A 25021-nucleotide genomic window follows, 5' to 3' on the forward strand; every position below is an offset into this window, starting at 1 on the left:
CCGGCCGGAAGACGTCAGTTGCTCTTGTGCGCGACCGGTGCGTAGCGGTCGGCGAGTTCGCGGAACTTACCGACCGTGTCGACGGCGTACTCGCGGTCGTTGGACTGGATCGCCATCACTGCCATGTACTCGTCGTCGGGCAATTCGATGCGTGCCCAGGCGGCGCCGTCGGGGAACGAGAGCCCCTCGAACAGATCCCAGTCGACGATCTTCTCGCCCAGGATGTTTCGTACGGCGATTCCCTGCTTACCCACCTTGACCCGAGGCCGGGTCAACATCAGTACACCGAGAGCAAGAACGGTGCCGATGCCTGCCATCGCAATTTGGTCCGCGGCGCGGAAGTACACGCCGGTGGACCCCTGACGGAGCAGGAGCGCAAGTGTGACGTGAACGATCACCAGAAGGACAGCGACGCCGATCGCGTACCGCGTCGACTTACGCGGTGAGGCGATCAGTTCCCAGTTCTCGTTGTCGCCGGGTGTGCTCATCGAAACGAATCCTCGGTCCATGGTGCTCGGAGATGACGCAGGGTCACTGCGGTGTCCAGTGCGGCGGCGCAGGCCTGTGCGCCCTTGTCCTCGACGCTACCCGGCAGACCCGAACGGTCAAGAGCCTGCTGCTCGGTGTCGGTGGTCAGGACACCGTTCCCCACGGGAGTACTTTCGTCGAGCGAGACGCGTGTGAGGCCGGCGGTGACCGCGTCGCACACGTACTCGAAGTGCGGAGTACCACCGCGGATGACGACGCCGAGTGCAACAACGGCGTCGTGGGTGCGAGCCAACGCCTGCGCAACGACCGGCAGTTCGATCGCACCGGCGACACGGACCAGTGTCACGTCCTTGATCTGTGCCTGCTCGGCGACGCGCTGTGCGCCGGCGATCAGGGCCTCGGAAATCGTCGCGTGCCACTGCCCGGCAACGATCGCCAGCTTCAGATCCTTGGCCTCGGCGATCGCGAGCTGCGGCTGACCTTCGCCGCTCACAGTGCGGTTCCGGGCTGTGCGGAGTTCTGGTTCGCCTCGTACTCGTCGAGTCCGATCAGATCGTGGCCCATCCGGTCACGCTTGGTGCGCAGGTAGGTGAGGTTTTCGGCATTCGCGCGCAGTGGCATCGGAACGCGGTCGGTGATCTGCAGGCCGTAGCCGTCCAGACCGACACGCTTGGCCGGGTTGTTGGTCAGCAGGCGCATCGACGAGATGCCCAGATCGACGAGGATCTGCGCACCGATGCCGTAGTCGCGGGCGTCGGCCGGTAGTCCGAGTTCGAGATTGGCGTCGACGGTGTCGGAACCGGCGTCCTGGAGCTGGTAGGCCTGCAGCTTGTGCATCAGACCGATGCCACGACCCTCGTGTCCGCGCATGTACAGGACAACGCCCCGGCCCTCCTGAGCGACCATGTCCAGTGCAGCATCGAGTTGCGGGCCGCAGTCGCACCGCAGCGAACCGAAGACGTCGCCGGTGAGGCACTCGGAGTGAACGCGGACGAGTACGTCGCTACCGTCACCGTCCGGGCCCGCGATGTCGCCGCGCACCAGCGCGACGTGCTCGACCTCGTCGTAGATACTCGTGTAGCCGACAGCGGTGAACTCACCGTGACGGGTGGGGATGCGGGCTTCGGCGATACGCAGCACGTGCTTCTCGTGCTTGCGACGCCACGCGATGAGGTCGGCGATCGAGATCAGAGCGAGGTTGTGTTCGTCGGCGAAGACTCGCAACTCGTCGGTCTGAGCCATCGCGCCCTCGTCCTTCTGGCTGACGATTTCGCAGATGACGCCGGCGGGACGCAGGTCCGCCATGCGGGCGAGGTCGACTGCGGCTTCCGTGTGGCCCGGACGACGCAGTACTCCGCCTTCCTTCGCGCGAAGCGGCACGACATGGCCGGGACGAGTGAAGTCGTTGGCGCCGGTTTCGGGGTTGGCGAGCAGACGCATCGTCGCAGCGCGGTCCGATGCCGAGATGCCGGTACCGATTCCCTCACGGGCGTCGACGGTCACGGTGTAGGCCGTGCCGTGCTTGTCCTGGTTGGTGGCGTACATCGGGGGCAGGCCCAGCCGATCGCAATCGTCACCGTCGAGCGGCACGCACAGGTAGCCGGAGGTGTAGCGAACCATGAACGCCACCAGTTCCGGGGTGGCCTTCTCTGCGGCGAAGATAAGATCGCCTTCGTTCTCACGATCCTCGTCGTCCACAACGACAACAGCTTTACCTGCAGCGATATCTGCTACTGCGCGCTCGATACTGTCGAACCTGGTCACGTGCTCGCACTCCAAAGTCTTGACTTTTCACATCATCGAATACAACGAGTGCATCCGACGGATGCACTCACAACCCTACGACCAATCGGACGGGTCCGATCAGCCTGGTCCTACCGACCGGCAGAGTGAAGCCGCTCGACGTACTTCGCGATCACGTCCACCTCGAGGTTCACCGGAGTACCGACCACCGCGGTGCCGAGCGTCGTCAACTCCAACGTCGTGGGGATCAGTGAGATCTCGAAGTACTCGAACCCACGGTCACCGCCCAGCGCGGAGACCGTCAGCGAGACACCGTCGACGGTGATCGAACCCTTCTCCACGACGTAACGGGAAATGGAGTCCGGCAATGCGATCCGCACTACCTCCCAGTTCTCGGAGGGCGAGCGGGAGATGACATGGCCCGTTCCGTCGACGTGCCCTTGAACCAGGTGGCCACCGAGTCGGCTGTTCAGCGCCGCGGCGCGCTCGAGGTTGACGCGAGAACCGACGTCCAACTTCGCCAGGCTCGAGCGGTTCAGCGTCTCCTGCATGACGTCTGCGGTGAACGAACCGTCGGCAAGCACGTCGACGACCGTCAGGCACACCCCGTTGACCGCGATCGAATCACCGTGACCGGCGTCGGAGGTGACCAGTGGCCCGCGCACCGTGAACCGTGCAGCATCGACCAGTTCTTCCTTGGCGACAATTTCGCCGAGTTCTTCCACAATTCCTGTGAACACGCGCCCTACTCCTCGTTCCCCGGAGCAGAACTCTCCGGAACCAGACTCAACAAAATATCGGGGCCGATCGTTACCGCGGACTCCAAACGGAATCGGTGGGCGTCGGTAATGGTGTGCACGCCGGCATCGACGAGCGCCGAAGCGCCCGCGCCGAGAAGTATCGGCGCGATGTACGCCTCGATGACGTCGACATATCCGGCGGCGAGGAATGCTCCGGCCAGACGTGGCCCACCTTCGAGCAGTACATCTGTGTACTCCCCCAACGCCTCGATTACTTCGTCGATGTTGTCGGTGTTGAGTACCAGAGTCGGTGCGGTGTCATCGAGAACGCTTGCAGTCGAAGGTATTTCACGTTTTCCGACGACGACGCGCACGGGCTGGTGCCCCGCGAGCTCACCCGTGGGCTGACGCGCCGTCAGCCACGGATCGTCGGCGAACACGGTGCCGGTGCCGACCACAATTGCGTCGATCTGTGCCCGCTGCGCATGCACGCGCGCTCTCGCCTGCGGACCGGTGATCCACTGACTCGTTCCGTCCTCGGCGGCGCTGCGTCCGTCGAGACTGGCCGCGTATTTCCACGTGATGTGCGGGCGCCCGGTCCGCTGTTTGTGCAGCCAGGATCGCAGTGGACCAGCTTCCACCTCGGGTGCTCGCAGGCCGGCCGTCACGCTGATGCCGGCTCGCATGAGCGTCGCTGCGCCGCCGGAGGCTTCCGGATTGGGATCACCGACTGCGTAGACAACCGCCGAGACTCCGGCGTCGATCAACGCCTGTGAGCAGGGTCCGGTTCGTCCCTGGTGATTGCACGGTTCCAGAGTCACCACCGCCGTACCGCCACGCGCTGCATCGCCGGCCTCGTCGAGAGCCACGACCTCCGCGTGCGGTCCGCCGGGCGGTTGCGTCATACCGACGCCCGCAATGGTGCCGTCGGCCGCCAGGATGACCGCGCCGACGGGCGGGTTGGGGCTGGTGAATCCGCGCGCGGAATCAGCTGCGGCCAGCGCGATCTGCATCGCGGCGTCGAGATCAGCCGTCGACGCCTGTCCACCCTTTGCCATCGAGCGGCTCAGACCGACAGCGTCAGGTGCGGCGACGCCGAGGCGGCCTGCGCACGGAGCTTGCGCACCGCCTCACCGGGATCGCTGGCTCCGTACACCGCCGAACCGGCGACGAAGCAGTCGATACCGGCTTCCGCTGCCTGCTCGATCGTGGAAGCGTTGATGCCGCCGTCGATTTCAACGAGCAGCGTCAGCTCACCCGAATCGACGAGCTTGCGAATTGCGCGTGCCTTGTCGAGCACCTGCGGCATGAAGGACTGGCCACCGAAGCCGGGTTCGACGCTCATGATCAGAAGGGTGTCGAAATCCTTGAGGATTTCGAGGTAGTCGTCGATCGGGGTTCCCGGCTTGACGCTCAGCCCGGCCTTGGCGCCCGCCGCACGAATGTCGCGGGCAACCGAACGCGGATCGTCGGTGGCCTCGGCGTGGAACGTGACGTTGTACGCGCCGGCCTCGGCGTACGGCGGTGCCCAGCGCTCCGGGTTCTCGATCATGAGGTGGCAGTCGAGCGGAATATCCGTCGCCTTCAGCAGACTCTCGACGACGGGCAGACCGAGCGTGAGATTGGGAACAAAATGCGCGTCCATCACGTCGACGTGAAGCCAGTCGGAGCCGGACACGGCAGTCGCTTCATCGGCGAGTCGAGCAAAATCTGCGGACAGAATGGACGGTGCAATCATCGGGGAAGCCACGACGCCGAGTTTAGCTGTGCTTCATTGCCGACCGTGCATGCCCGTCATCAGAGAACGGCCACACCGTTGGACAGGCGCAATCCGATCAGTTCTTCACGACACTGCGAAGCTTGCGCACCTTGGCGGGTGCCTTGATTCGCCACGCATCTTCGAGCATCTCCGCCAATTGCACCTCGTCGATCAGTTCGAGGTGCACGAGGATGGAGCCGTGCCCGTGATAGTGATCTGTCGTGAAGAAAGGCGCCTCACCACTGGCGAGTAGCGCTTCCTTCTCGTCCAGACCGCACATCAAGACCAAAGCGCCCTCCGCTTCGGTGCGGAGTCGCGCAAAAGTCTTGCCTGCCACCTTGAGCGCCGGGGTGTTGTACGAGGTCGACTCCTCCACGGAGGGAAGAGCCGAACCCAGTACTACAACCTGTTCCCACGTAACCATGTAGGCACCATACGACTACCGATGCCCAGAAGTCATCCGATCAGGCCAGCGGCTTGCGCAAAGCGGCCATGAACATCGCGTCCGTGCCGTGCCGGTGCGGCCACAACTGAACAGAAGTCCCGTCTCCGACGTCCGGAACACCGGGTACCAATTCCTTGGTGTCGAGTTCCACGACGCCGTGACGCCTCACTGCGTCGGCGACGACTGCCAGCGTTTCCGACAGGTGCGGCGAACACGTCGAGTACAGCACCACTCCGCCGGGGCGTACCAGTTCGATTGCAGCGGCGAGCAATTCGCGCTGCAACTTCACGAGCGGCGCGACATCGGACGGCTGGCGACGCCAACGAGCTTCCGGGCGCCGGCGCAGGGCGCCCAAGCCGGTGCAGGGAGCGTCGACGAGGATGCGGTCGTATCCGGGTTCGAGTCCGGATTCGCGGCCGTCCGCCACGTGCACGTCCACGGGAAGCTCGCGAGTGGTCTTGCGGATCAGTTCGGCACGGTGTTCGACGGGCTCGACGGCGTCGAGCCGTCCGCCTTCGATACCGGCAAGAGCGCCGAGAAGCGCCGCCTTGCCTCCTGGACCTGCGCAGAGGTCGAGCCAGCGGCCGGCGTCGTCACCTTCGAGAGGAGCAATGCTGAGGGCGCGGGCAACCAGCTGACTGCCCTCGTCCTGCACGCCCGCCAAGCCTTGGCGAACCGCCTCGAGCTGTCCGGGGTCACCGCCGTCGAGATGGACGGCGTACGGCGAGTACGGCCCGATCTCGCCGCCGGTCACCAACGCGAGCTCCTCGGCGGAGATCTCACCGGGGCGGGCGACGAGGTGCACGGCGGGGCGGGCGTCGTCGGCGATCAGGACGTCTTCGAGCTCTCCGGCTGCGGCGCCGAGCGAATCCGAAAACACCTGCGCGATCCACAGCGGATGAGCGTGCTCGAAGGCGAGTCGGCCGATCGGGTCCTTCGGGGCCAGCAACTCGACCCACTCGTCCTGAGTGCGCTCGGAGACACGACGCAGGACTGCGTTGACGAATCCTGCTCGGCCCTGACCGTTTTCGGCACGAACGAGGTCGACCGAGGTGGCAACAGCGGCGTGCGGGGCAACGCGGGTCCGCAACAGTTGATACGAGCCCAGACGGAGAACGTCGAGCAGGGTTCCGTCGATCTCCTCGATCGGTCGACCCGCTGCCTGCGCGATGACCGCGTCCAACAGCCCCTGCGCGCGTGCGGCGCCGTACGCGAGTTCGGTTGCCAGCGCAGCGTCGCGCGCGTCGAGCTTGCGATCGCGAAGCAGTCCGGGCAGTACCAGGTTGGCGTACGCGTCACGTTCACGAACCGCGCGCAGTACGTCGCGCGCGGCCAGGCGCGGCTGATCGAGCCCGGCGGTGGCCGGATCCGGGCGCTTGGCCTGCTTCGGCTTGGTGTTCTTTCCACCGGCCGCGTTCTTGGCTCCGGGACCCTGTGTCCGTCGTGCCGGTCGTCGTGATTCGGTCACTGTGCTCGTACCTCCGCGTCGAGTCGGGCACCGCGTGCCCAGTCCCCTGCCGACATCAATTTCTTGCCCGGGGGCTGAATCTGCCCGAGTCGTACCGCGGTGGTCGCGGTACCGATGTACAGACCATCCTTGCGTACCGAGATCTCACCGATTGCGAGGGTCTCGTCCGTGACGGTGACCGGCCCGACCTTGACCCGTAGGTCACCGATCATCGTCCACGCGCCGGGCGCGGGGGTGACGGCCCGGATGTGACGGTCGATGGTGCGCGCGGGCAATTCCCACTTCACACGGGCAGCGTCCACCGTCACCTTGGGGGCGTACGAGACGCCGTCGGCAGACTGTGGAACGGCGTTGATCTCGCCGGCTTCGAGCCCGTCGAGAACCGATTCGAGCAGAGCGGCGCCGTTTTCCGCCAGACGCCCGAGCAGGTCGCCTGCGGTGTCGGTGTCACGAATGCGCTCGGTCATCACTCCGTACACCGGGCCGGTATCCATGCCGGCTTCCAAACGAAACGCGCTGGCTCCGGTCACCTCGTCACCGGCACTGATCGCGGCCTGCACAGGCGCGGCACCGCGCCAGGCGGGGAGCAGGGAGAAATGCAGATTGACCCAACCGAATTTCGGGATGTCGAGTACGTTCTGCGGCAACAAGTTTCCGTAGGCGACGACGGGTGCGCAGTCCGGTTCGAGCCGTGCGAGTTCGGCCGCGAAATCGGGATCGGACGCCTTGGTCGGGGTCAGCACCGGGATGTCGTGCTCGTCGGCGAGCAATCCGATCGGCGATCGGGTGACTTTTCGGCCTCGACCGGCAACGGCGTCCGGACGCGTGACGACAGCGACGACTTCGTGGTTGGCCGACTCGATCAGCCGACGCAAGGAGGGAACAGCGGGTTCCGGCGTCCCGGCGAACACGACGCGCATGTCAGCTCTCCCGTTTCGGTGGGCTCTTCGGACTCAGATCAGCCGATCGGCCTGTCGAACGCGGTGGACTGCAACTCACGAAAATGCTCCCGGATGTGTCGGTGGATGGAACTCTCAGTCTAAGGACTGCACGAGCTGCGACCTACCTCGCGCCACACCGAACCACTTTCTCGAGAATTTCTTTGATCAGAACCCTGCAGATTCACCGGTTGTCGGTATTGACTGTCTCTGTCGTCGCCACTCGGCGAAGGCTGATACGGGATACACCGATCACACGGAGGAACTTAGATGGCAGGCATCGACAGTAAGTTCGACAAGGCCTACGCAGGAAAGTCCGTCGAAGAATTGGCGGATGCCCCGGTCGCGGCACTCAACGGTGTAAGCGATTCGGATGCAGAGCATTTGAAGGCAGCGTTCAACATCAAGACCGTCCGCGATCTCGGAACCAACAAGTTCTTCCTCTGGGCACAGGCCACTGCCAAGCTCGCCGAGTAGAGATTCCGACCCACGTGAACTCGACGCTCACGAATTGGCGTCGATGACCACTTGCGGAATATCCGTGCCGAGCGGCACCGCGCTGCACGAAGCGTGCCGCTCGGCATCGGGGTCGAGGACCGTCCGGATGACGTCGATCACGTAGGGGTCGTACGGCATGCGGAAATGACCGGTCAGGTTGGACGGGCACAGTTCCTGGAGGACGATGTTCTCCGCACCGGCGTCGCGCAGGGCGATGTTCGAGGACGGCTGGATCATCTCGTCGACAGTCGACCCGATTGTCGTGTAGCGCACACCGGGCACGGTGTCGCCGCCGTCGTTGAGGGCGTTCAACGTATCGGAACCCTGCATCTGCTCGCGGACAGCTCGGGAGAAGACTTCTTCGACGAAGTCTTCTCCGCCAGGGATCGCGCGGACGATCGGAACCAACCCGAACATCACGCCGCCGTACGTCGGCGATGCCAACCCGACCCAATGGTCGACGTACTGGTTCCCGCCCATCTTGTTGACGTAGTACCGCGTCACCGTCGCGCCTTGGGAGTAGCCGATCACGTCGACCTGGTCCGCGCCTGTCGCAGTCAGTACCTGATCGACGAAGGAGCCGAACGCGGCGGCACTACCGACGATGTCGCCGACGCCGTACGTCTCGTGTGCGACGTCCCCGCGTTCTTCTTTGATCGCACCGCCGTAGTTGAGGGCGAATACGCAATAGCCGTCCTCGGCGAGTGCGGGTGACAGCGCCGCCCAATCCGCGTACGCCTCGGTGTCGGTCCCGTGGGCGAGCACAACCGGCCGGGGATGCGCTGCGGAGGGCGCACATCCGAAATCGTTCGACCCGGCTGGGGCAGATCCGGGATGCGCATGCGCGAATGCGGTGGCCACGGAACGGGACACCTGGCCTGGGCCGATGCCGAGGGGAACGTCCATCGCGTCGGCACTCGCGGACGGGAGCGCCGGTGCGGCAGCCGATATCGCGGGCGGTGCTCCGATCAGCAGCGCCACTGCTACCGAAAATGTCAGTCCCACAGACCGTTTGACGCCAGCCATTGTTCCTGCTCCTGCTCTGATCCTACGAGGGAGCTGACCGTAACACCAGAAACTTCGAGGCGCATACCCTACCGAACAGTAGGTATCCGACGTCTCAATTGCCGCCTTCATCGGCGTCATCACCGGCAAGCACTCGGTAGAGCGACTTGCGCGCCTCGACAAGCACGTCGGCTGCGGCCTTGACCTGCGCGGGTGTGCCTACAGCAGCCACTTGACCGGCCGCGCCCATCAGCTGGCCGATCAGTTCTCGAAGGTCCTGCTCCGGCTCCCCTACGCTGAGACGAACGTCATCCCACGGCGCCCCGAGATCGGCGCGATGCTCCTCGACGTACGCGACCCCTTCTTCGGTCAGCTTCGCGGTCTTGCGACCGGCGACCTTGTCGATGATCACCAGACCTTCGTCCTCGAGCTGGGACAGGGCGGGATAGATGGAGCCCGGACTCGGCTTCCAGACGCCGCCGCTGCGCTCGACGATCTGTTGAATCAATTCGTAGCCGTGCATCGGTTCTTCGGCGATCAAGAGCAGAATCGCGGCGCGCACGTCTCCGCGACGACCGCGGCCACCACGTCCTCGCCCGCGACCGAACTGTGCGCCCGGACCGAAGCCGGGGCCGGGTCCGCCGTCCGGACCGAATCGCCCTCGTCGGTGGCCTCTGCGCGGCATGTCGCCGAAGCCCGGACGCTCGTGCGGTCGACCGCGACGTCCACCGTCTCGATCGCCGGGACCATCACCCGACGCGCCGTCGTCCGTCGGCACCCACATCACAAATGGTGGCCGTTGCTCACGGCCGAAACCGCCGAAGAAACCGCGCCGGCCGAACATCCCCTCGTTCGGGGAACTTGCATCCATCGTCGAACCTCCATCACTATCGTTGATAGTTCGACGATATATCGCCATATCGGGTTGCGCAAGATTCTTGCTGCACACAAGCATGCCTTGGAGAACTCGAAAATCAGCCGATGCGGCGTGGGTCGATCTGAATGCGGACCGGACCCGAAGACTTCCGCGCACTGCGCGCGGCACGCGCATGTGCCAGAGCATCCGCAAGGCCGCGACCGTCCCCACGTGGGACGCGAACCAGCATTCGCTCCGGCGCGACACCACTCTCGTCCTCGCCGGAATACGGAAGCCGCTCCCCCGCAGGCAATTCCACCGGGCCGAGCAGCACAGCACTCGCCGGTAGCTCAGCCGACTCCACCAGCTCCGCGATTGCGGCGGATCCACCGTCGATCGCAGCCATGTGCACAGCCGGAGGAAAGCCGACCTCGTCTCGCTCCTCGAATTGAGACTGTGCGTGCCCCACCGGATCCCACCGGACCAATGCCTGCACCGTCGGGATACCCGAGTCCGCGACAACCACAACTTCCCCGCCTTCGGACAGCGGAATCACCATGGCAGCAGCCGACATCCAGCGTCTGAGCGTTTCCTCGGCGGCGCGAAGGTCCGGCCGACCGAGCAACGCCCAACCGTCGAGCAGAAGCGCGGCGCCGTAGCCGCCCGTCATCACCGGCTCCGCACCGACCGTCGAAACCACCAACGCGGGCCCGTGCGGCAGTTCCTTGACAACGTCACCGCCCCCGGACAGCACGACTTTCACTCCGGGAAACGCGCGCCCGAGCTCTTCTGCAGTGCGGCCGGCGCCGACCACCACTGCGCGCAGTGCTTTCGCGCCGCACGCATGACAACGGTAGGCGGCATCGGCAACCCCGCACCAGCGGCACGCCGGCGTCCCGGCGCCGTCCGGGCCAGCCGCAGCGGGAAGCGCCAGTGGGCCGTTGCACCGACGGCACCGTGCCGGGGCACGGCACTTTCCGCAGGCCAAGGTCGGTACGTACCCCCTGCGCGGTACCTGCACCAGGACTCCGTTGCCCTCGCCCAGGGCGCGCCGGGCAGCCGCGAATGCAATGGCGGGCAAACGAGCCGCTCTTGCTCCTGGATCGCGGGCCAAGGCTTGATCGCTGTCGGCCAGCGCCGTGATCTTGGGTGCGTGGGCCCGAACGATGTCCCGCGTGGCGACCAGATCGTGCGCCCACCCCGAATCGACGAGTACCTGCGCTTCTGCCGTTCGTGAGAACCCGCCGATCACAACTGCGCACCCGGCGACGTAGCCACGCAGGACGGCAACTTCACGGGCATGCGGATACGGCGACCGCGGCTCGGAGAGATTGTCATCTCCGTCGTCCCAGACGACAACCAGACCGGTCTCGGGGGTCGGCGCGAAAACAGCGCTCCGCGTGCCGACGACGATCCGGGCGGTCCCGCGCAGTGCAGCGAGCCACTTTCGGTATCGCATGGCCGGTCCCAGTCCCGCGGACAGACCCACCACTGCATCAGCTCCGGAGAGTTCGGTGCATGCGGCGACGACGCGGTCCAGGTCGCGTTGGTCGGGCACAACCAGAATCGCGGATTTCCCGCTTGCCGCTACAGCGCCGGCGAGTTCGGCCAGACGCAAGGGCCAGTTTTCGCCGGGCAACGCCTGCCAGACTGCGCGCGGACTTTTCGATTCGCGAATCGCGGTCAGGAATGCGTCACCGAATCTGTAGAGATGCCAACCATTTTCGATCGGTTCCGGAGCGGACGGCGGCTCGGCAGGCTCCCACACTTCGGCTTCGACCTTCGCGTGGCGCGGCGGTACCGCCAAGCGGAGAACATCGGCACGGGTTCCGGCGTAGCGTTCGGCCACGCGGTCGACTACCTGCGCGATTTCGGCCGTCAGGACCCGCTCGGACGAGATGACGCGTTCGAGCCAGCCGAACTTCCCCTGGTGGTCACTGGTTGCCTCGCGCGAGACGATGAAGCCGTCCACCAACCGACCAGCGAAGCGGATACGCACCCGGACTCCGGGCTGCGCATCCGCTTCGAGTTCACGAGGAACGAGGTAGTCGAATTCACGGTCGAGGTGAGCGAGCGGGAGCATCGGCAGCACCCGGGCGACCGGATCGACTTCTGCCGCTACTCTTTCCGCGCCCACCCGCGCCCCGTCTGTACGTCAGTGATCAGAGACCAGCTGCGCTACGCAGCTTGTCGGCACGATCGGTGCTCTCCCACGGAAGCTCGATATCGGTGCGACCGAAGTGACCGTATGCCGCCGTCTGCGCGTAGATCGGGCGCAGCAGGTCGAGGTCGCGAATGATCGCTCCCGGACGCAGGTCGAAGATCTCGGTGATCGCCTTCTGGATCCGTGCCGGATCGGTCTTCTCGGTGCCGAAGGTTTCGACGAAGAGCCCGACCGGAGCTGCCTTGCCGATGGCGTAGGCGACCTGAACCTCGATGCGGTCGGCCAGACCTGCGGCTACAGCGTTCTTGGCCACCCAGCGCATGGCGTAGGCAGCGCTGCGGTCGACCTTTGACGGGTCCTTGCCGGAGAACGCGCCGCCGCCGTGACGAGCCATTCCGCCGTACGTGTCGACGATGATCTTGCGACCGGTCAAACCGGCGTCACCCATCGGACCACCGAGGACGAACTTGCCCGTCGGGTTGACCAACAGACGAACGTCGGAGGTGTCCAGGTCGGTGAGGTTCACGTCGGTCAGCACCGAGTGGAGTACCTTCTCGCGAAGGTCCGGCGTCAGCAGGTTGTCGAGATCGATGTCCGCTGCATGCTGGGTGGAGATGACCACGGTGTCGAGACGAACGGCCTTGTCGCCGTCGTACTCGATGGTGACCTGGGTCTTGCCGTCCGGGCGCAGGTACGGCAGCACGCCGGACTTGCGGACCTCGGTCAGCCGGCGAGAAAGACGATGCGCCAGCGCGATGGGCAGCGGCATCAGTTCCGGGGTGTCGGTGGTGGCGTAGCCGAACATCAGGCCCTGGTCGCCTGCACCCTGACGGTCGATCTCGTCGTCACTGATTCCGTCGACGCGAGCCTCGTGCGAGTGATCGACACCCTGCGCGATCTCGGGCGACTGGGCGCCGATCGCGACGTTCACGCCGCACGAATTTCCGTCGAAGCCCTTTGCGGAGCTGTCGTAGCCGATCTCGAGGACCGTGTCGCGCACGATCTTCGGAATGTCCGCGTACGCAGTGGTGGTGACCTCGCCGGCTACGTGAACCTGGCCGGTGGTGACCAGCGTCTCGACGGCCACGCGAGCGCGCGGGTCCTGGGTGAGCAGCGCGTCGAGGATCGAGTCGCTGATCGCGTCACAGATCTTGTCCGGGTGCCCCTCGGTGACGGACTCGCTGGTGAATAGCCGACTGCCGGACTTGCTCACAGATCTCCCTCTCGACGACTGAGTTCTTGACTACAGCTTATTGAAGTATCCGAATCACCGTTCGGTGACCGTTTTGTCATGCTTTGTTAGCTGGGGGCTGAGCCGACGATAACGGTTGGACCGCCTGCGCAACACCCTTGCACTCACCCGATTATCGTGGGGTAACTCTCACCACCGGGCGCGTGTCGCTACTCGGGGAAGAGCTTGACCAGGGCGTCGAGCACTCGGCTGGCCATCAGGGCCTTGGATCCGTGCTCGAGAGCGGACTCCGAACCGTCCGAACCGAGCAGCCAACCGTCGTTGTGATCGACCTCGAATGCCTTGCCCTCGCCGACAGCATTGACGACGAGGAGGTCGCAGCCTTTGCGGGCAAGCTTGGAACGGGCGTAACTGAGGACGTCACCGTGAGCGTCACCGGTCTCTGCGGCGAATCCGACGATGACCGTTCGAGCATCCAGATCGCCGTCACGACGCGCTTCGACGAGGCCGGCAAGTATGTCGGCATTCCGAGTGAGGCTGATCGAGTCGGGTTCGTTTGCGCCCTTCTTGATCTTGCTGCCTTCGACGGTGGTGGGGCGGAAGTCCGCGACAGCCGCAGCCATGACGACTCCGTCGTGTCCGGGCGCGTGCTTCTCCACTGCCAGTCGGAGATCTTCGGCCGTCTTGATGTGCACGACGTCGACGGCAGCAGGGTCGGCGAGATCGGCCGTGTACCCGGCGATCAGTGTCACGTGCGCGCCGCGTTGCGCGGCAAGACGGGCGAGTGCGTAGCCCTGTTTGCCCGAGCTGCGATTACCGAGAAAGCGCACGGGATCGAGCGGCTCGCGAGTACCGCCGGCGGTGACCAGAATGCGGCGACCTTCCAGGTCGCGCGGCAACGCGTCCGAGCGCTCGAGGAGCAGCGATGCCAACCCGACGATCTCGTCGGGTTCGGGAAGTCGACCGGCTCCGGTGTCTTTACCGGTCAAACGCCCGGAGGCAGGTTCGATCACGTGGACGCCGCGCGAGCGCAGTGTCGCGACATTGGACACCGTTGCGGGGTGTTCCCACATCTCGGTATGCATTGCGGGGGCGAAGACAACCGGACAGCGAGCGGTCAGCAAAGTGGCCGTCAACAGGTCGTCTGCGCGGCCCATGACGGCTCGCGCCATCAGATCAGCTGTAGCCGGCGCGATGACGACGAGGTCGGCTTCCTGTCCGAGACGGACATGCGGAACCTGCGGGACGTCGTTGAAGACGCCGGTGTGAACCGGGTTGCCGGAGAGTGCTTCGAACGTGGCGCGGCCGACGAACTCCAGAGCGGATTCGGTCGGAATCACGCGGACGTGATGACCACTCTCGGTGAAGCTGCGGATGATCGAGCACGCTTTGTACGCAGCGATACCCCCACCGACACCGACGACGATGCGCTTACGTATCGATGTGGGTGCGTCGGACACTCCCCCGACACCCGAACGAGGTTCGGGTGCGGCAGACGTGGTGCTCACTCGCCTTCGGTGTGCTCGAGGAGATCAGCGTGGATTTCACGCAACGCGATGGACAGCGGCTTTTCCTGCAGACCGGGCTCGACCAGGGGTCCGACGTATTCGAGGATGCCGTCACCGAGCTGGTTGTAGTAGTCGTTGATCTGGCGCGCACGCTTGGCCGAGTAGATGACCAGGGCGTACTTGGAAGAGGTGCGTTCGAGCAACTCGTCGATCGGCGGGTTGGTGATGCCGAGCGGGGTGTCGTAGGCAGGCAGAGCGCCCTGACCTGCTGCGGACGCGGCTGAAGTGCTGCTCACTCTTGTGTCTCCTGAATTAGATCTTCGTTGAAGAACTAGATTTATCGTTCCGGATATCTGAGAAACGGGGCGGAAATCGGTTTCCGAAGGTTGCGGAATCAGTTCCCGACCAACAAGGATACCAACTCATCGCAAGCACGGCTTACATCCTCGTTCACGATGACCGTGTCGAACTCGTCCTGTGCGGCCAATTCCACTCGAGCCGTCTCGAGTCGGCGCGCCACGACGTCTTCCGTTTCGGTGCCCCGTCCGGTCAGCCGTTGCACCAGAACGTCCCAACTCGGTGGTGCCATGAACACCAACAAAGCTTCGGGCATCGCTTTCCGGACAGCTCGTGCTCCGGCGAGATCGACCTCGACGAGAACGGGCTTTCCAGCTTCGAGTGCTTCTTCGATCGGAACTGCGGGAGTGCCGGAGCGCTGCAGGCCGCCGTGGATTTCCGCCCATTCGAGAAGTTCACCGGAGTCGATCATCCGTTGAAATTCTTCGCGGGAGGTAAATCGGTAGTCCTTGCCGTCCACTTCACCCGGGCGGGGATCGCGAGTGGTCGCCGAAACACTGAAGACAAGTTCGGGCAACCGAGTTCTCAGCTCGCGAACGACGCTGGACTTACCGACAGCCGAAGGGCCGGCCAGTACAACCAGCCGACCCCTCCGCACTGCGGTCTTGCTCTCTGACACTGTTGCGTCAGCAATCATCAGACACTGTTGCGTCAGCAATCACTTGTCGGCTCAGGCCTCGAAGTCGAACTTGGTGAGCAGAGCCTTGCGCTGCCGATCACCGAGGCCACGAAGGCGACGGGTCGGTGCAATCTCCAGCTCGGTCATGATCTCCTGAGCCTTGACCTTGCCCACCTTGGGCAGTGCCTCGAGCAGTGCCGAAACCTTCATCTTGCCCAAGATTTCGTTGTCTTCGGCGTCCTTGAGGACCTGCTTGAGGTCGGTGCCGCCACGCTTCAGGCGCTCCTTGAGCTCAGCCCTGGCCTTGCGGGCAGCAGCTGCCTTCTCCAAAGCAGCAGCGCGCTGCTCATCAGTCAACTGGGGAAGGGCCACGGTTCCTCCGTCTCGTCGTGTGCAAATTTTGTCTATTCCGCTGATAACCAGCAGCGATAGCGACCGTACTCACGCCTGGCGCGAATTGCTAACCCACCCCCCGCGGTCCGATGCGGATCGCGGTGGGTTATGCGCGACGAATCGATGTCACGGATCGTCGCCATTTTCGGTGAGATCGAGACGGATTCGGCGCAACATGAACGTGCATACAGTACCGAAATAGACTGTAACACAAAGTATTTCGACAATTGCGGCACGACGGCCCCGTGTATGTGTGCGAAATCGTTACCTGCCGGAATGAACGTGGTCGCTGACACATTCAAAATTTTCGAGCATTTTCGGCGCCTATGCGCGTGTCGCGGCCTGTTTTCAGGTCTGCAGCGACGATTTCGGATCGTCGGCGTCGACCGTCTCGGGTTCGGTGCGGCTCACGCCGGGGGCAGCCAGAGCGAGAACCACCGCGAGACTCGCCCAGAGCAATGAATTCTCCAGAACGAAGCCGAAGACCGGGACATCCATGTCCGCGCCGACGCGAGGAAGTCGAAACAGCACGACGGCAGCGGTGAGGGCGATCGCGATCCAGGACCACACGGGCACCGATCGAGTGTCCTCCCCCATGCCCGACTTGATCGGCACCAGGAGCACGCCCACCGCAGGCACCAACCACACGAAATGGTGGGTCCAGGCAATGGGCGTCACGATCGCCGCCAGCAGAGCCACCACCGTGAAACCGGCAAGGTCACCCCGCAGGCGCTGAGCACGCCGCGTTGCGACGATTCCGAGGACACCCAACACTGCACAGGCGAAGAGCCATGCTGGACCCACCAGGCCCTCGGGAAGTAGCCGCAAGGCCATCCCACGCACGGACTGGTTGCCGAACACGGACGGGTCACCGACCGCGACGCGCCCCGAGAGTGAGGCGATGTCACCGAAGTAGTCGATCGTCTGGCGCGGGAGAACGGCAAAGCCGAGCGCCGTGGCGCCCAGGAAGCCTGCGAGGCCGCCCGCAACTGCTTTCCAACGCCCGGTGATCACGTAGTAGCCGATGTAGACGAGTGGCACCAGTTTGACCGCCCCGGCGATCCCCACCAGCACACCTTCGGGAATCCACCGTGGCCGAGCCAGCACGTCGACCAGGCACAGGAGCGTCAGGAACAATCCGACCTGCCCGTACCCGAGGTGATCGGAGATCGGCGATGCCACCGTCCACAGGACCAGGAAACCCACGTAGACGACGACGGGCCGCCGACGTGTGAACGGGACTTCGCGATAGCTGAGCACGATGATCGCGGCCAGCATCAGGAGGCTGACAAAACTCCATCCCCACTGGACCGCACCCCAGGAACCCAAGGCGACCGGAACGGCGACGAGCGCAGCGAAAGGCGGATACGTGAACGGCAATCTCGCGTTGAACGACTCGTCGTACAGGTTCGAGCCGTCGAGGACGGCTTGGCCCGCCGTCCGGTACACGGCGAGATCGTCGCCGTGCACGCCGGTGACGGATTGGAACCCGGTGGCCAGCAGCGCACACGCCGCGATGAGAAGTCCGATCCGCCACCAACGATTCACCGACGGACGGTACCACCGGGTTCCACCGCTCGAACGAGCCTCGAGGTCACTCACGGATCAGTTCGCCAATGCGGCTTCGATCTCGTCCCGGTCACGCATTGCTGCCTCCCGAAGTGCCGATACCGAAGGGCCGTGCTGGAGCACTCCACGGGAAGTGTTCGGCAGCAGGAGTTCCGTCGATCCCGCGAAGATGTCTGCCAGATCCGCTGCCGTCGCGCCCTGCGCGCCGAGCCCCGGAGCGAGAATCGGGCCGTTGAAGTCGGACAGGTCAAGTCCGTGGTCCCGAGTGGCACCGACCACGAGTCCGACGGTGTCGCGGCCGTCTGCGTTCGCGTCGACCGCAGCGTTGACGATCGACTGAGCCACACTCACACCGTCGGCCGACGACTGTTGAAGTACGCCACCTTCGGGATTGGACGTTCGTGCCAGCACGAAGATCCCGCGTGCGTTCTGTCTTGCCAGTTCGAGTGTGGGAGCCAGCGCCCCGAACCCCAGGTACGGCGAGACGGTGACCGAGTCGGAGGTCAACGGCGAATCGCCCAACCAGGCTTGCGCGTACGCGTCCATGGTCGACCCGATGTCACCACGCTTGGCGTCCGCGACGACAAGCGTTCCCGCATCGCGAAGGACCGAAATGGTCCGCTCCAAGACGGCGAATCCGGCGCTGCCGTACGCCTCGAAGAACGCAACCTGAGGTTTGACGAGCCCCACCTCACCGGTGAACGCCTCGACGCAGATCTCGGCGAAAGTCTCGAGGCCTTCAGCCGTGCGTGGCAGTCCCCACGCGTCGAGAAGCGCGGGATGCGGGTCGATACCGACGCACAGCCGCCCCCGGTCCGCGATCGCGGACCGGAGACGATGCCCCCAACTGTGACTCACGACTGCTGTGCCGGCTGACGAAGACCTGCGTGCAGTTCCTGCAGGGAGTGAACTCCGATGTCGCCGCGGATGGCCGCTTCGATGCCCTGCACAGCCGCCGAGGCGCCCTGAACCGTCGTGATGCACGGGATGTTCGACGCGACTGCTGCGCTTCGGATCTCGTAGCCGTCGACGCGCGGGCCGTTGTTGCCGTACGGCGTGTTGATAACCATGGCGACCTCACCGCTGCGGATCTGGTCGACGATGGTCTCGGCACCGGCGGGAACATCTTCACCCGACTGCTTGTAGACCTGCTTGCACTCGATACCGTTGCGCCGCAAAACATCCGCGGTTCCTTCGGTAGCGAGGATGGTGAATCCGAGATCGGCCAGGCGCTTGACCGGGAAGATCAGCGAACGCTTGTCCTTGTTGGCGACCGAGACGAACACCGCGCCCGTGGTGGGCAACGATCCGTAGGCAGCGGTCTGCGACTTGGCAAAAGCCGTACCGAAGTCGAAGTCGATTCCCATGACCTCACCGGTGGACTTCATCTCCGGGCTGAGCAAGGTATCCACGCCGGTACCGTCGGCGCGGCGGAAGCGGTTGAACGGCAACACAGCTTCCTTGACCGCGATCGGTGCACCGGCCGGGGTGTTTCCACCGTCGCCGGTCGCCGGCAGGATGCCGCTTGCGCGCAGATCGGCGATGGATTCGCCGAGCATCACGCGGGCACATGCCTTGGCCAGCTGCACGGCGGTCGCCTTGGACACGAACGGAACCGTGCGGCTGGCGCGGGGGTTCGCTTCCAGCACGTAGAGGATGTCGTCCTTGAGGGCGTACTGGACGTTGAGCAGGCCCTTGACGCCGATGCCCTTCGCGAGAGCCTCGGTGGAACGGCGGACGTTTTCGAGATCCGCCCGGCCCAGGGTGATGGGCGGGAGCGCACACGCCGAGTCACCGGAGTGAATGCCGGCTTCCTCGATGTGCTCCATGACGCCGCCGAGATACACCTCGGTGCCGTCGCACAGAGCGTCGACGTCGATCTCGACTGCGTCTTCGAGGAAGCGGTCGACCAAGACCGGGCGGTCGTCGGAGATCTCCGTGGCACGCGAGATGTAGTCGGCGAGGGAAGCCTCGTCGTACACGATCTCCATGCCGCGTCCACCGAGCACGTACGACGGACGCACCAGCACCGGGTAGCCGATTCCGGCTGCGATCTCGCGGGCGCCGTCGAACGTGGTGGCGGTGCCGAACTTCGGTGCGGGCAGACCGGCTTCGGTCAGCACGCGGCCGAATTCGCCGCGGTCCTCGGCCAGGTCGATGGCTGCGGGGCTGGTTCCCACGATGGGGACACCGGCAGCTTCGAGACGCTTCGCCAATCCGAGCGGGGTCTGGCCGCCGAGCTGAACGATGACGCCGGCAACGGTGCCCGACTGCGCCTCCGCGCGGTAGACCTCGAAGACGTCCTCGAACGTGAGCGGCTCGAAGTACAGGCGATCAGCGGTGTCGTAGTCCGTCGAGACGGTCTCGGGGTTGCAGTTGACCATGACGGTCTCGTACCCGGCTTCGGACAGCGTCTGCGCCGCGTGGACACACGAGTAGTCGAACTCGATGCCCTGACCGATGCGGTTGGGGCCGGATCCGAGGATCAGAACCTTGGGTCGTTCGGTCTGCGGAGCAACTTCGGACTCGGCGTTGGGGTCGAGCTCGTAGGTCGAGTAGTGGTACGGCGTCTTGGCCTCGAACTCTGCGGCGCAGGTGTCGACGGTCTTGTAGACGGGGCGCACGCCAAGCTGATCACGCAGAGCGCGAACGGCGTCCTCACCTGCGTGCGTGTCACCACCGAGTTCGGGGCGCAGAGCCGCGATCTGGCGGTCCGAGATGCCGTGGTACTTGGCCTGACGCAGGGAAGCCTCGTCGAAAGACTCTGCAGCGCGCAGCTTTTCACCGAGCTCGTGAATCTGCTGGAACTGGTCGAGGAACCACGGATCGATCTTGGTGGCGTCGAAGAGCTGCTCGACAGTTGCGCCGAGCGCGAATGCCTTCTCGATGCCGTACATGCGGCCGTCCTGCGGAACGCTCAGATCGGCGAGCAGTGCGTCCAGGCCCTCCGCCTCGACGTCGGCCCCGGTCCAATACCCCGCACGCTTGGTCTCGAGCGAGCGCATGACCTTGCCGAATGCCTCGGTGAAGTTGCGGCCGATGCTCATGGCCTCGCCCACCGACTTCATCGTGGTGGTCAGCGTTCCGTCGGCACCCGGGAACTTCTCGAAAGCGAACCGCGGAGCCTTGACGACGACGTAGTCGAGTGTCGGCTCGAAGCAGGCCGGGGTTTCCTTGGTGATGTCGTTGACGATCTCGTCGAGCGTGTAGCCGATGGCCAGCTTGGCGGCCATCTTCGCGATCGGGTAGCCGGTCGCCTTGGACGCCAGAGCCGACGAGCGGGACACGCGCGGGTTCATCTCGATGACAACCAGGCGGCCGTCGGCCGGGTCCATCGCGAACTGGATGTTGCAGCCGCCGGTGTCGACGCCCACCTCACGCAGGATGTCGATGGAGAGGTCGCGCATCGCCTGGTACTCGCGGTCGGTCAGCGTCATCGCCGGAGCGACCGTGACGCTGTCGCCGGTGTGGACACCGACGGGGTCGACGTTCTCGATGGAGCAGACGATCACGACGTTGTCGCGACTGTCACGCATGAGTTCGAGTTCGTATTCCTTCCAACCGAGGATGGATTCCTCGATCAGGACGTTCGCTGTCGGCGAGGCAGCCAGACCGCCACCGGCGATCCGGTTGAGATCGTCGACGTCGTATGCCATGCCGGAACCGAGGCCACCCATGGTGAAGGACGGGCGCACGACAACCGGGTAACCGAGTTCGGCAACCGTGGCGTGTACTTCGTCCATCGTGTAGCAGACAGCCGACTTGGCGGATTCGCCGCCGACCTTGGCAACGATGTCCTTGAACTTCTGGCGATCCTCGCCGCGCTGGATGGCGTCGAAATCGGCGCCGATGAGTTCGACGTCGTACTTCTCGAGGATTCCCTGCTCGTGCAGCGCCACTGCGGCGTTGAGAGCAGTCTGACCACCGAGCGTCGCGAGGACGGCGTCGATCTTGTTGCCCTGCAAGGCTTCCTTGGCGATGACCTTCTCGAGGAACTCGGCCGTGATCGGCTCGACGTACGTGGCGTCGGCGAACTCGGGGTCCGTCATGATGGTGGCGGGGTTGGAGTTGACCAGGCTGACGCGCAGGCCCTCCTCCTGGAGGACGCGGCAGGCCTGGGTGCCCGAGTAGTCGAACTCGCAGGCCTGACCGATGACGATCGGACCGGAGCCGATTACCAGGATGTGCTTGAGATCTGTACGGCGTGGCATTAGTTCTTGACTCCGGTTTCTTTCCGTGCGGAGAGCAGGCTGGTGAAGCGGTCGAAGAGATACGCAGCGTCGTGCGGTCCGGCTGCGGCTTCCGGGTGGTACTGCACCGAGAAGGCAGAATCGTCCAGCAGGCGAACACCTTCGACGGCTCCGTCGTTTGCGCAGGTGTGGCTGACCACGGCGCGACCGAACGGTGTGTCGAATTCCTGACCGGCTTCGCCTTCGAGCGCGAAGCCGTGGTTCTGCGCGGTGATCGCGATGCGACCCGTCTGATGCTCGATCACCGGGATGTTGATGCCGCGGTGGCCGAACTTCATCTTGTACGTGCTCAGGCCGAGGGCGCGGCCCAGGATCTGGTTGCCGAAGCAGATACCGAACAGCGGCAAGCCCTGCCCGATGACCTCTTTGGTGAGGTGGACGGCGCCATCGGCAGTGGCCGGGTCGCCGGGACCGTTGGAGAGGAACACTCCGTCTGCCTTCACGTCGAGGATCTGCTCGAGGCTCGCGTTCGACGGCAGCACGTGCACGCGGATGCCTCGCTCGGCGAACATGCGCGGGGTGTTGGTCTTGATACCGAGGTCGATGGCGGCAACCGTGTACAGCGCCTCCCCGCCCTTCGGCTCGACGACGTAGCCACTGGTGGTACTGACCTCACCGGCAAGATCGGCGCCGAGCATGGTCGGCTGATCCTGAACCCGTCGGACCAACTCGTCATCGGCGGCAATTGCCTCACCCGAGAAGACACCGGCCTTCATCGAGCCGCGGGTGCGCAGGTGGCGAACGAGGGCGCGGGTGTCGATCCCGGCGATTCCGACAATTCCCTGCTCTTCCAGCTTGGCCTGCAGCGAACCTGTCGCGCGCCAGCTCGAAGTAACCCGAGAAGGATCGCGGACCACGTAGCCGGCAACCCAGATCTTGGCGCCGGCACGCTCGCCGGTCGGTCCGACCGACTCGTCGTCTTCGTCGTTCCAGCCGGTGTTGCCGATCTGCGGCGCGGTGGAGACCACGATCTGGCGGTGGTAGCTGGGATCGGTGAGCGTTTCCTGGTAGCCGGTCATGCCGGTGCTGAACACCGCTTCGCCCAGGGTCTGTCCAACCGCACCGAAGGTGGTTCCGCGGAACACCCGTCCGTCTTCGAGGACCAGTACTGCGGGGCTGTTGTCAAAGCCGCTCATGCGTTCTTTCCGTTCTGCTCGATGTCGCCAGAGCTTGCGTCTTCATTGTCATTCGTCTTGTTCGAAGCAGTCTTGTTCGAAGCAGTTACCGGCTTGACCCAGTCCGGATAAACCGTCTTGTCGTCACCGCGCACGCCCGTGTCGATCTCGGTTCCACTCGGCAATTCCCAGCGAATCACCAGGACGCCGTCCTTGCTCATGACCTTGCCGGCAAGACCGTTCTCCGTGCGGATCGCGCGGATCGACTTTTCCGGAATCCAGATGGCCGACGCACCGTCACGCTCGACGAGAATTCCGCCGCTGTAGCGGCTGATCTCGCAGGTGGCGCGGAAACCGAGGTCGCCGACGGCGATGCGGTCCTGCCAGCTGGGCGCAATGGTGCTGCCGACGTACAGGCCGGTGGTCGGCAGGACGAGCAGTTCACCCAGAGTTGCCGGTACCGTCGGCAGTTCGCCGATCTTGTCTTTCTGGCGTCGAGCGCGTCCGCGCCAGCCGACGTACATCAGGCCGATCATCGCGACCCAGAAGATCGCCAGACCGATGATCCACAGTGCTCTGTCCATGACGCGCTACTCCTCGCTACTCCGCAGCCGCACATTCCCGTCGTGTGCGGTGATGCGGCCACGTAACAGTGTGGTCGTGACCCGAGCGGGCAATGTCATCGACTCGTACGGAGTGTTATGCGCGACACTCGCCAGGTCGGGGCCGTGGACCGTCCACTCGGCCGAAGGATCGACCAGTGTCAGGTTGGCGGGCTCCCCCACCTCGATCGGGCGGCCCTGATCATCGAGGCCCACAATTGCCGCGGGGCGCTCACTCATGACCCTGGCAACACCGCGCCAGTCCAGCAGACCAGGCTGGACCATCGTCTGCACGATGATCGAGAGCGCTGTCTCGAGGCCGAGCATCCCGGGGCGAGCAGCTGCGAATTCGCAGCACTTGTCCTGCTCGGCGTGCGGAGCATGGTCGGTCGCGACGCAGTCGATGATGCCCTCGGCCAGTCCCTTGCGCAGGGCAGCAACATCGCTGGCCTCACGCAAAGGAGGGTTGACCTTGTTGATCGCGTCGTACGTCTCGAGACGTGAATCGTCGAGGAGCAGGTGATGCGGCGTGACCTCGGCGGTGATCGAAATCCCTTGGCTGCGAGCCCACTTCACGAGTTCGACGGTTCCGGCGGTGGATGCGTGGCAGATGTGAACGCGGGCACCGGCGTCACGCGCGAGCAGTGCGTCGCGTGCGACGATCGATTCTTCGGCTGCTCGCGGCCACCCGGCCAGGCCGAGACGTGCAGCGGTGGGACCCTCGTGCGCAACCGCACCGACCGTCAGGCGCGGCTCTTCGGCGTGCTGCGCGATCAGAACGCCCAGCGAGCTGGAGTATTCGAGCGCGCGACGCATGATCAGTGGGTCGTAGACGCAGTGACCGTCGTCGGAGAACATCTTGACCTTGCCGACGCCGGCCGCCATGGTCGCCATCTCGGCGAGTTGCTTGCCTTCGAGGCCCGCTGTGACTGCGCCGACGGGGTGGACGTCGACGAGGCCGACTTCCTGCCCACGTCGCCACACATGATCGGTGATGACCACCGAATCGGCGACAGGACTCGTGTTGGCCATCGCGAAGACCGCGGTGTATCCACCCAGAGCGGCTGCCGAGCTGCCGGTTTCGATGGTCTCGGTATCCTCGCGACCGGGCTCACGCAGATGTGTGTGCAGGTCCACGAAGCCGGGAAGCAGGATCTGCCCGCCGGCGTCGATCACCTCGGACGCCGTGGCCGGATCGAGGTTCACGCCGATCTCGAGGATGGTGCCCTCGCCGACGAGTACGTCGGTGGGCTCCCCTTCTCCGTAGATCAGGACTCCGCGGAGCAGGACACTCACGGGTGATTCTCCGTT

The 25021-nt window shown here is 64.7% G+C and carries 24 protein-coding genes; 1 reads left to right on the plus strand and 23 read right to left on the minus strand.

From position 1 onward, the window contains the following. Window positions 1-14 precede the first annotated feature (14 nt). The 9 genes from ACFQ6Y_RS06365 to fmt all read right to left on the minus strand — a co-directional run bounded on the left by ACFQ6Y_RS06365 (window position 15) and on the right by fmt (window position 7564). Window positions 15-488, minus strand: a complete 474-nt coding sequence (locus ACFQ6Y_RS06365; protein WP_378445951.1) for a PH domain-containing protein — start codon at window positions 486-488, stop codon at window positions 15-17. Further along, window positions 485-982, minus strand: a complete 498-nt coding sequence (gene ribH, locus ACFQ6Y_RS06370) for a 6,7-dimethyl-8-ribityllumazine synthase (RefSeq protein WP_230815555.1) — start codon at window positions 980-982, stop codon at window positions 485-487. The genes ACFQ6Y_RS06365 and ribH overlap by 4 nt, the downstream gene beginning before the upstream one ends. Then, the gene (locus tag ACFQ6Y_RS06375) at window positions 979-2253 is read right to left on the minus strand and encodes a bifunctional 3,4-dihydroxy-2-butanone-4-phosphate synthase/GTP cyclohydrolase II (protein ID WP_378544332.1); all 1275 of its coding nucleotides are present in this window, start codon (window positions 2251-2253) and stop codon (window positions 979-981) included. Before ACFQ6Y_RS06375 ends, ribH begins: the two co-directional genes overlap by 4 nt. Window positions 2254-2363: 110 nt before the next feature. Further along, window positions 2364-2972 (minus strand): riboflavin synthase, encoded by a 609-nt coding sequence (locus ACFQ6Y_RS06380; RefSeq protein WP_003944892.1) that lies wholly within the window; start codon window positions 2970-2972, stop codon window positions 2364-2366. Window positions 2973-2977: 5 nt separating this feature from the next. After that, window positions 2978-4030: a bifunctional diaminohydroxyphosphoribosylaminopyrimidine deaminase/5-amino-6-(5-phosphoribosylamino)uracil reductase RibD gene (gene ribD, locus ACFQ6Y_RS06385; RefSeq protein ID WP_378630262.1), complete on the minus strand. Its 1053-nt coding sequence runs from the start codon at window positions 4028-4030 to the stop codon at window positions 2978-2980. A gap of 8 nt (window positions 4031-4038) precedes the next feature. Beyond that, window positions 4039-4722, minus strand: coding sequence for a ribulose-phosphate 3-epimerase (rpe, locus tag ACFQ6Y_RS06390; RefSeq protein WP_230815552.1), 684 nt, complete (start codon window positions 4720-4722; stop codon window positions 4039-4041). 85 nt (window positions 4723-4807) lie between these two features. Beyond that, window positions 4808-5155 (minus strand): MmcQ/YjbR family DNA-binding protein, encoded by a 348-nt coding sequence (locus ACFQ6Y_RS06395; RefSeq protein WP_283304635.1) that lies wholly within the window; start codon window positions 5153-5155, stop codon window positions 4808-4810. Between the two features lie 40 nt (window positions 5156-5195). Further along, complete coding sequence (locus tag ACFQ6Y_RS06400) at window positions 5196-6644, minus strand: RsmB/NOP family class I SAM-dependent RNA methyltransferase (RefSeq protein WP_378630265.1); 1449 nt, start codon at window positions 6642-6644, stop codon at window positions 5196-5198. After that, complete coding sequence (gene fmt, locus ACFQ6Y_RS06405; RefSeq protein WP_378445948.1) at window positions 6641-7564, minus strand: methionyl-tRNA formyltransferase; 924 nt, start codon at window positions 7562-7564, stop codon at window positions 6641-6643. The genes ACFQ6Y_RS06400 and fmt overlap by 4 nt, the downstream gene beginning before the upstream one ends. A gap of 288 nt (window positions 7565-7852) precedes the next feature. Here fmt and ACFQ6Y_RS06410 point away from each other — a divergent pair, with 288 nt between their 5' ends. After that, window positions 7853-8059 (plus strand): hypothetical protein, encoded by a 207-nt coding sequence (locus ACFQ6Y_RS06410; protein WP_003944900.1) that lies wholly within the window; start codon window positions 7853-7855, stop codon window positions 8057-8059. 27 nt (window positions 8060-8086) lie between these two features. Here ACFQ6Y_RS06410 and ACFQ6Y_RS06415 read toward each other — a convergent pair whose 3' ends face one another. The 14 genes from ACFQ6Y_RS06415 to ACFQ6Y_RS06480 form a co-directional block, all read right to left on the minus strand. Continuing rightward, a complete protein-coding gene (locus ACFQ6Y_RS06415) occupies window positions 8087-9106 on the minus strand; it encodes an esterase/lipase family protein (protein ID WP_378630267.1) in 1020 nt (339 codons plus the stop codon). 94 nt (window positions 9107-9200) lie between these two features. Beyond that, complete coding sequence (locus ACFQ6Y_RS06420) at window positions 9201-9869, minus strand: PadR family transcriptional regulator (RefSeq protein WP_378631332.1); 669 nt, start codon at window positions 9867-9869, stop codon at window positions 9201-9203. A gap of 190 nt (window positions 9870-10059) precedes the next feature. Beyond that, window positions 10060-12078, minus strand: a complete 2019-nt coding sequence (locus tag ACFQ6Y_RS06425; protein WP_378630270.1) for a primosomal protein N' — start codon at window positions 12076-12078, stop codon at window positions 10060-10062. A gap of 25 nt (window positions 12079-12103) precedes the next feature. After that, the gene (gene metK, locus ACFQ6Y_RS06430; RefSeq protein WP_230815546.1) at window positions 12104-13318 is read right to left on the minus strand and encodes a methionine adenosyltransferase; all 1215 of its coding nucleotides are present in this window, start codon (window positions 13316-13318) and stop codon (window positions 12104-12106) included. A gap of 188 nt (window positions 13319-13506) precedes the next feature. Then, window positions 13507-14805 carry a bifunctional phosphopantothenoylcysteine decarboxylase/phosphopantothenate--cysteine ligase CoaBC gene (gene coaBC / locus ACFQ6Y_RS06435; protein WP_020969581.1) on the minus strand — a complete coding sequence of 433 codons (1299 nt, stop codon included), beginning with the start codon at window positions 14803-14805 and terminating at the stop codon, window positions 13507-13509. Then, window positions 14802-15101, minus strand: a complete 300-nt coding sequence (rpoZ, locus tag ACFQ6Y_RS06440; protein ID WP_003944996.1) for a DNA-directed RNA polymerase subunit omega — start codon at window positions 15099-15101, stop codon at window positions 14802-14804. Before rpoZ ends, coaBC begins: the two co-directional genes overlap by 4 nt. Before the next feature lie 98 nt (window positions 15102-15199). Further along, on the minus strand, window positions 15200-15799 hold the full coding sequence (gene gmk / locus ACFQ6Y_RS06445) for a guanylate kinase (protein ID WP_230815545.1): 600 nt from the start codon (window positions 15797-15799) through the stop codon (window positions 15200-15202). A gap of 33 nt (window positions 15800-15832) precedes the next feature. Further along, complete coding sequence (gene mihF, locus ACFQ6Y_RS06450) at window positions 15833-16153, minus strand: integration host factor, actinobacterial type (protein ID WP_003944825.1); 321 nt, start codon at window positions 16151-16153, stop codon at window positions 15833-15835. Window positions 16154-16522: 369 nt separating this feature from the next. Next, window positions 16523-17722 (minus strand): glycosyltransferase 87 family protein, encoded by a 1200-nt coding sequence (locus tag ACFQ6Y_RS06455; RefSeq protein WP_378533156.1) that lies wholly within the window; start codon window positions 17720-17722, stop codon window positions 16523-16525. A gap of 57 nt (window positions 17723-17779) precedes the next feature. Continuing rightward, entirely contained in the window at window positions 17780-18601 is an 822-nt protein-coding gene (pyrF, locus tag ACFQ6Y_RS06460; protein WP_378445944.1) for an orotidine-5'-phosphate decarboxylase, read from the minus strand. Then, a complete protein-coding gene (gene carB / locus ACFQ6Y_RS06465; protein ID WP_378630272.1) occupies window positions 18598-21954 on the minus strand; it encodes a carbamoyl-phosphate synthase large subunit in 3357 nt (1118 codons plus the stop codon). Before carB ends, pyrF begins: the two co-directional genes overlap by 4 nt. Next, window positions 21954-23129 carry a glutamine-hydrolyzing carbamoyl-phosphate synthase small subunit gene (gene carA / locus ACFQ6Y_RS06470; protein ID WP_378630274.1) on the minus strand — a complete coding sequence of 392 codons (1176 nt, stop codon included), beginning with the start codon at window positions 23127-23129 and terminating at the stop codon, window positions 21954-21956. Before carA ends, carB begins: the two co-directional genes overlap by 1 nt. Further along, window positions 23126-23692, minus strand: a complete 567-nt coding sequence (locus tag ACFQ6Y_RS06475) for a transporter (protein ID WP_003944773.1) — start codon at window positions 23690-23692, stop codon at window positions 23126-23128. Before ACFQ6Y_RS06475 ends, carA begins: the two co-directional genes overlap by 4 nt. A gap of 6 nt (window positions 23693-23698) precedes the next feature. Then, on the minus strand, window positions 23699-25006 hold the full coding sequence (locus tag ACFQ6Y_RS06480; RefSeq protein WP_378445941.1) for a dihydroorotase: 1308 nt from the start codon (window positions 25004-25006) through the stop codon (window positions 23699-23701). Window positions 25007-25021 lie beyond the last annotated feature (15 nt).

Source organism: Rhodococcus sp. NPDC056516, from assembly GCF_042794655.1.
Taxonomy (GTDB): Bacteria; Actinomycetota; Actinomycetes; order Mycobacteriales; family Mycobacteriaceae; genus Rhodococcus_F.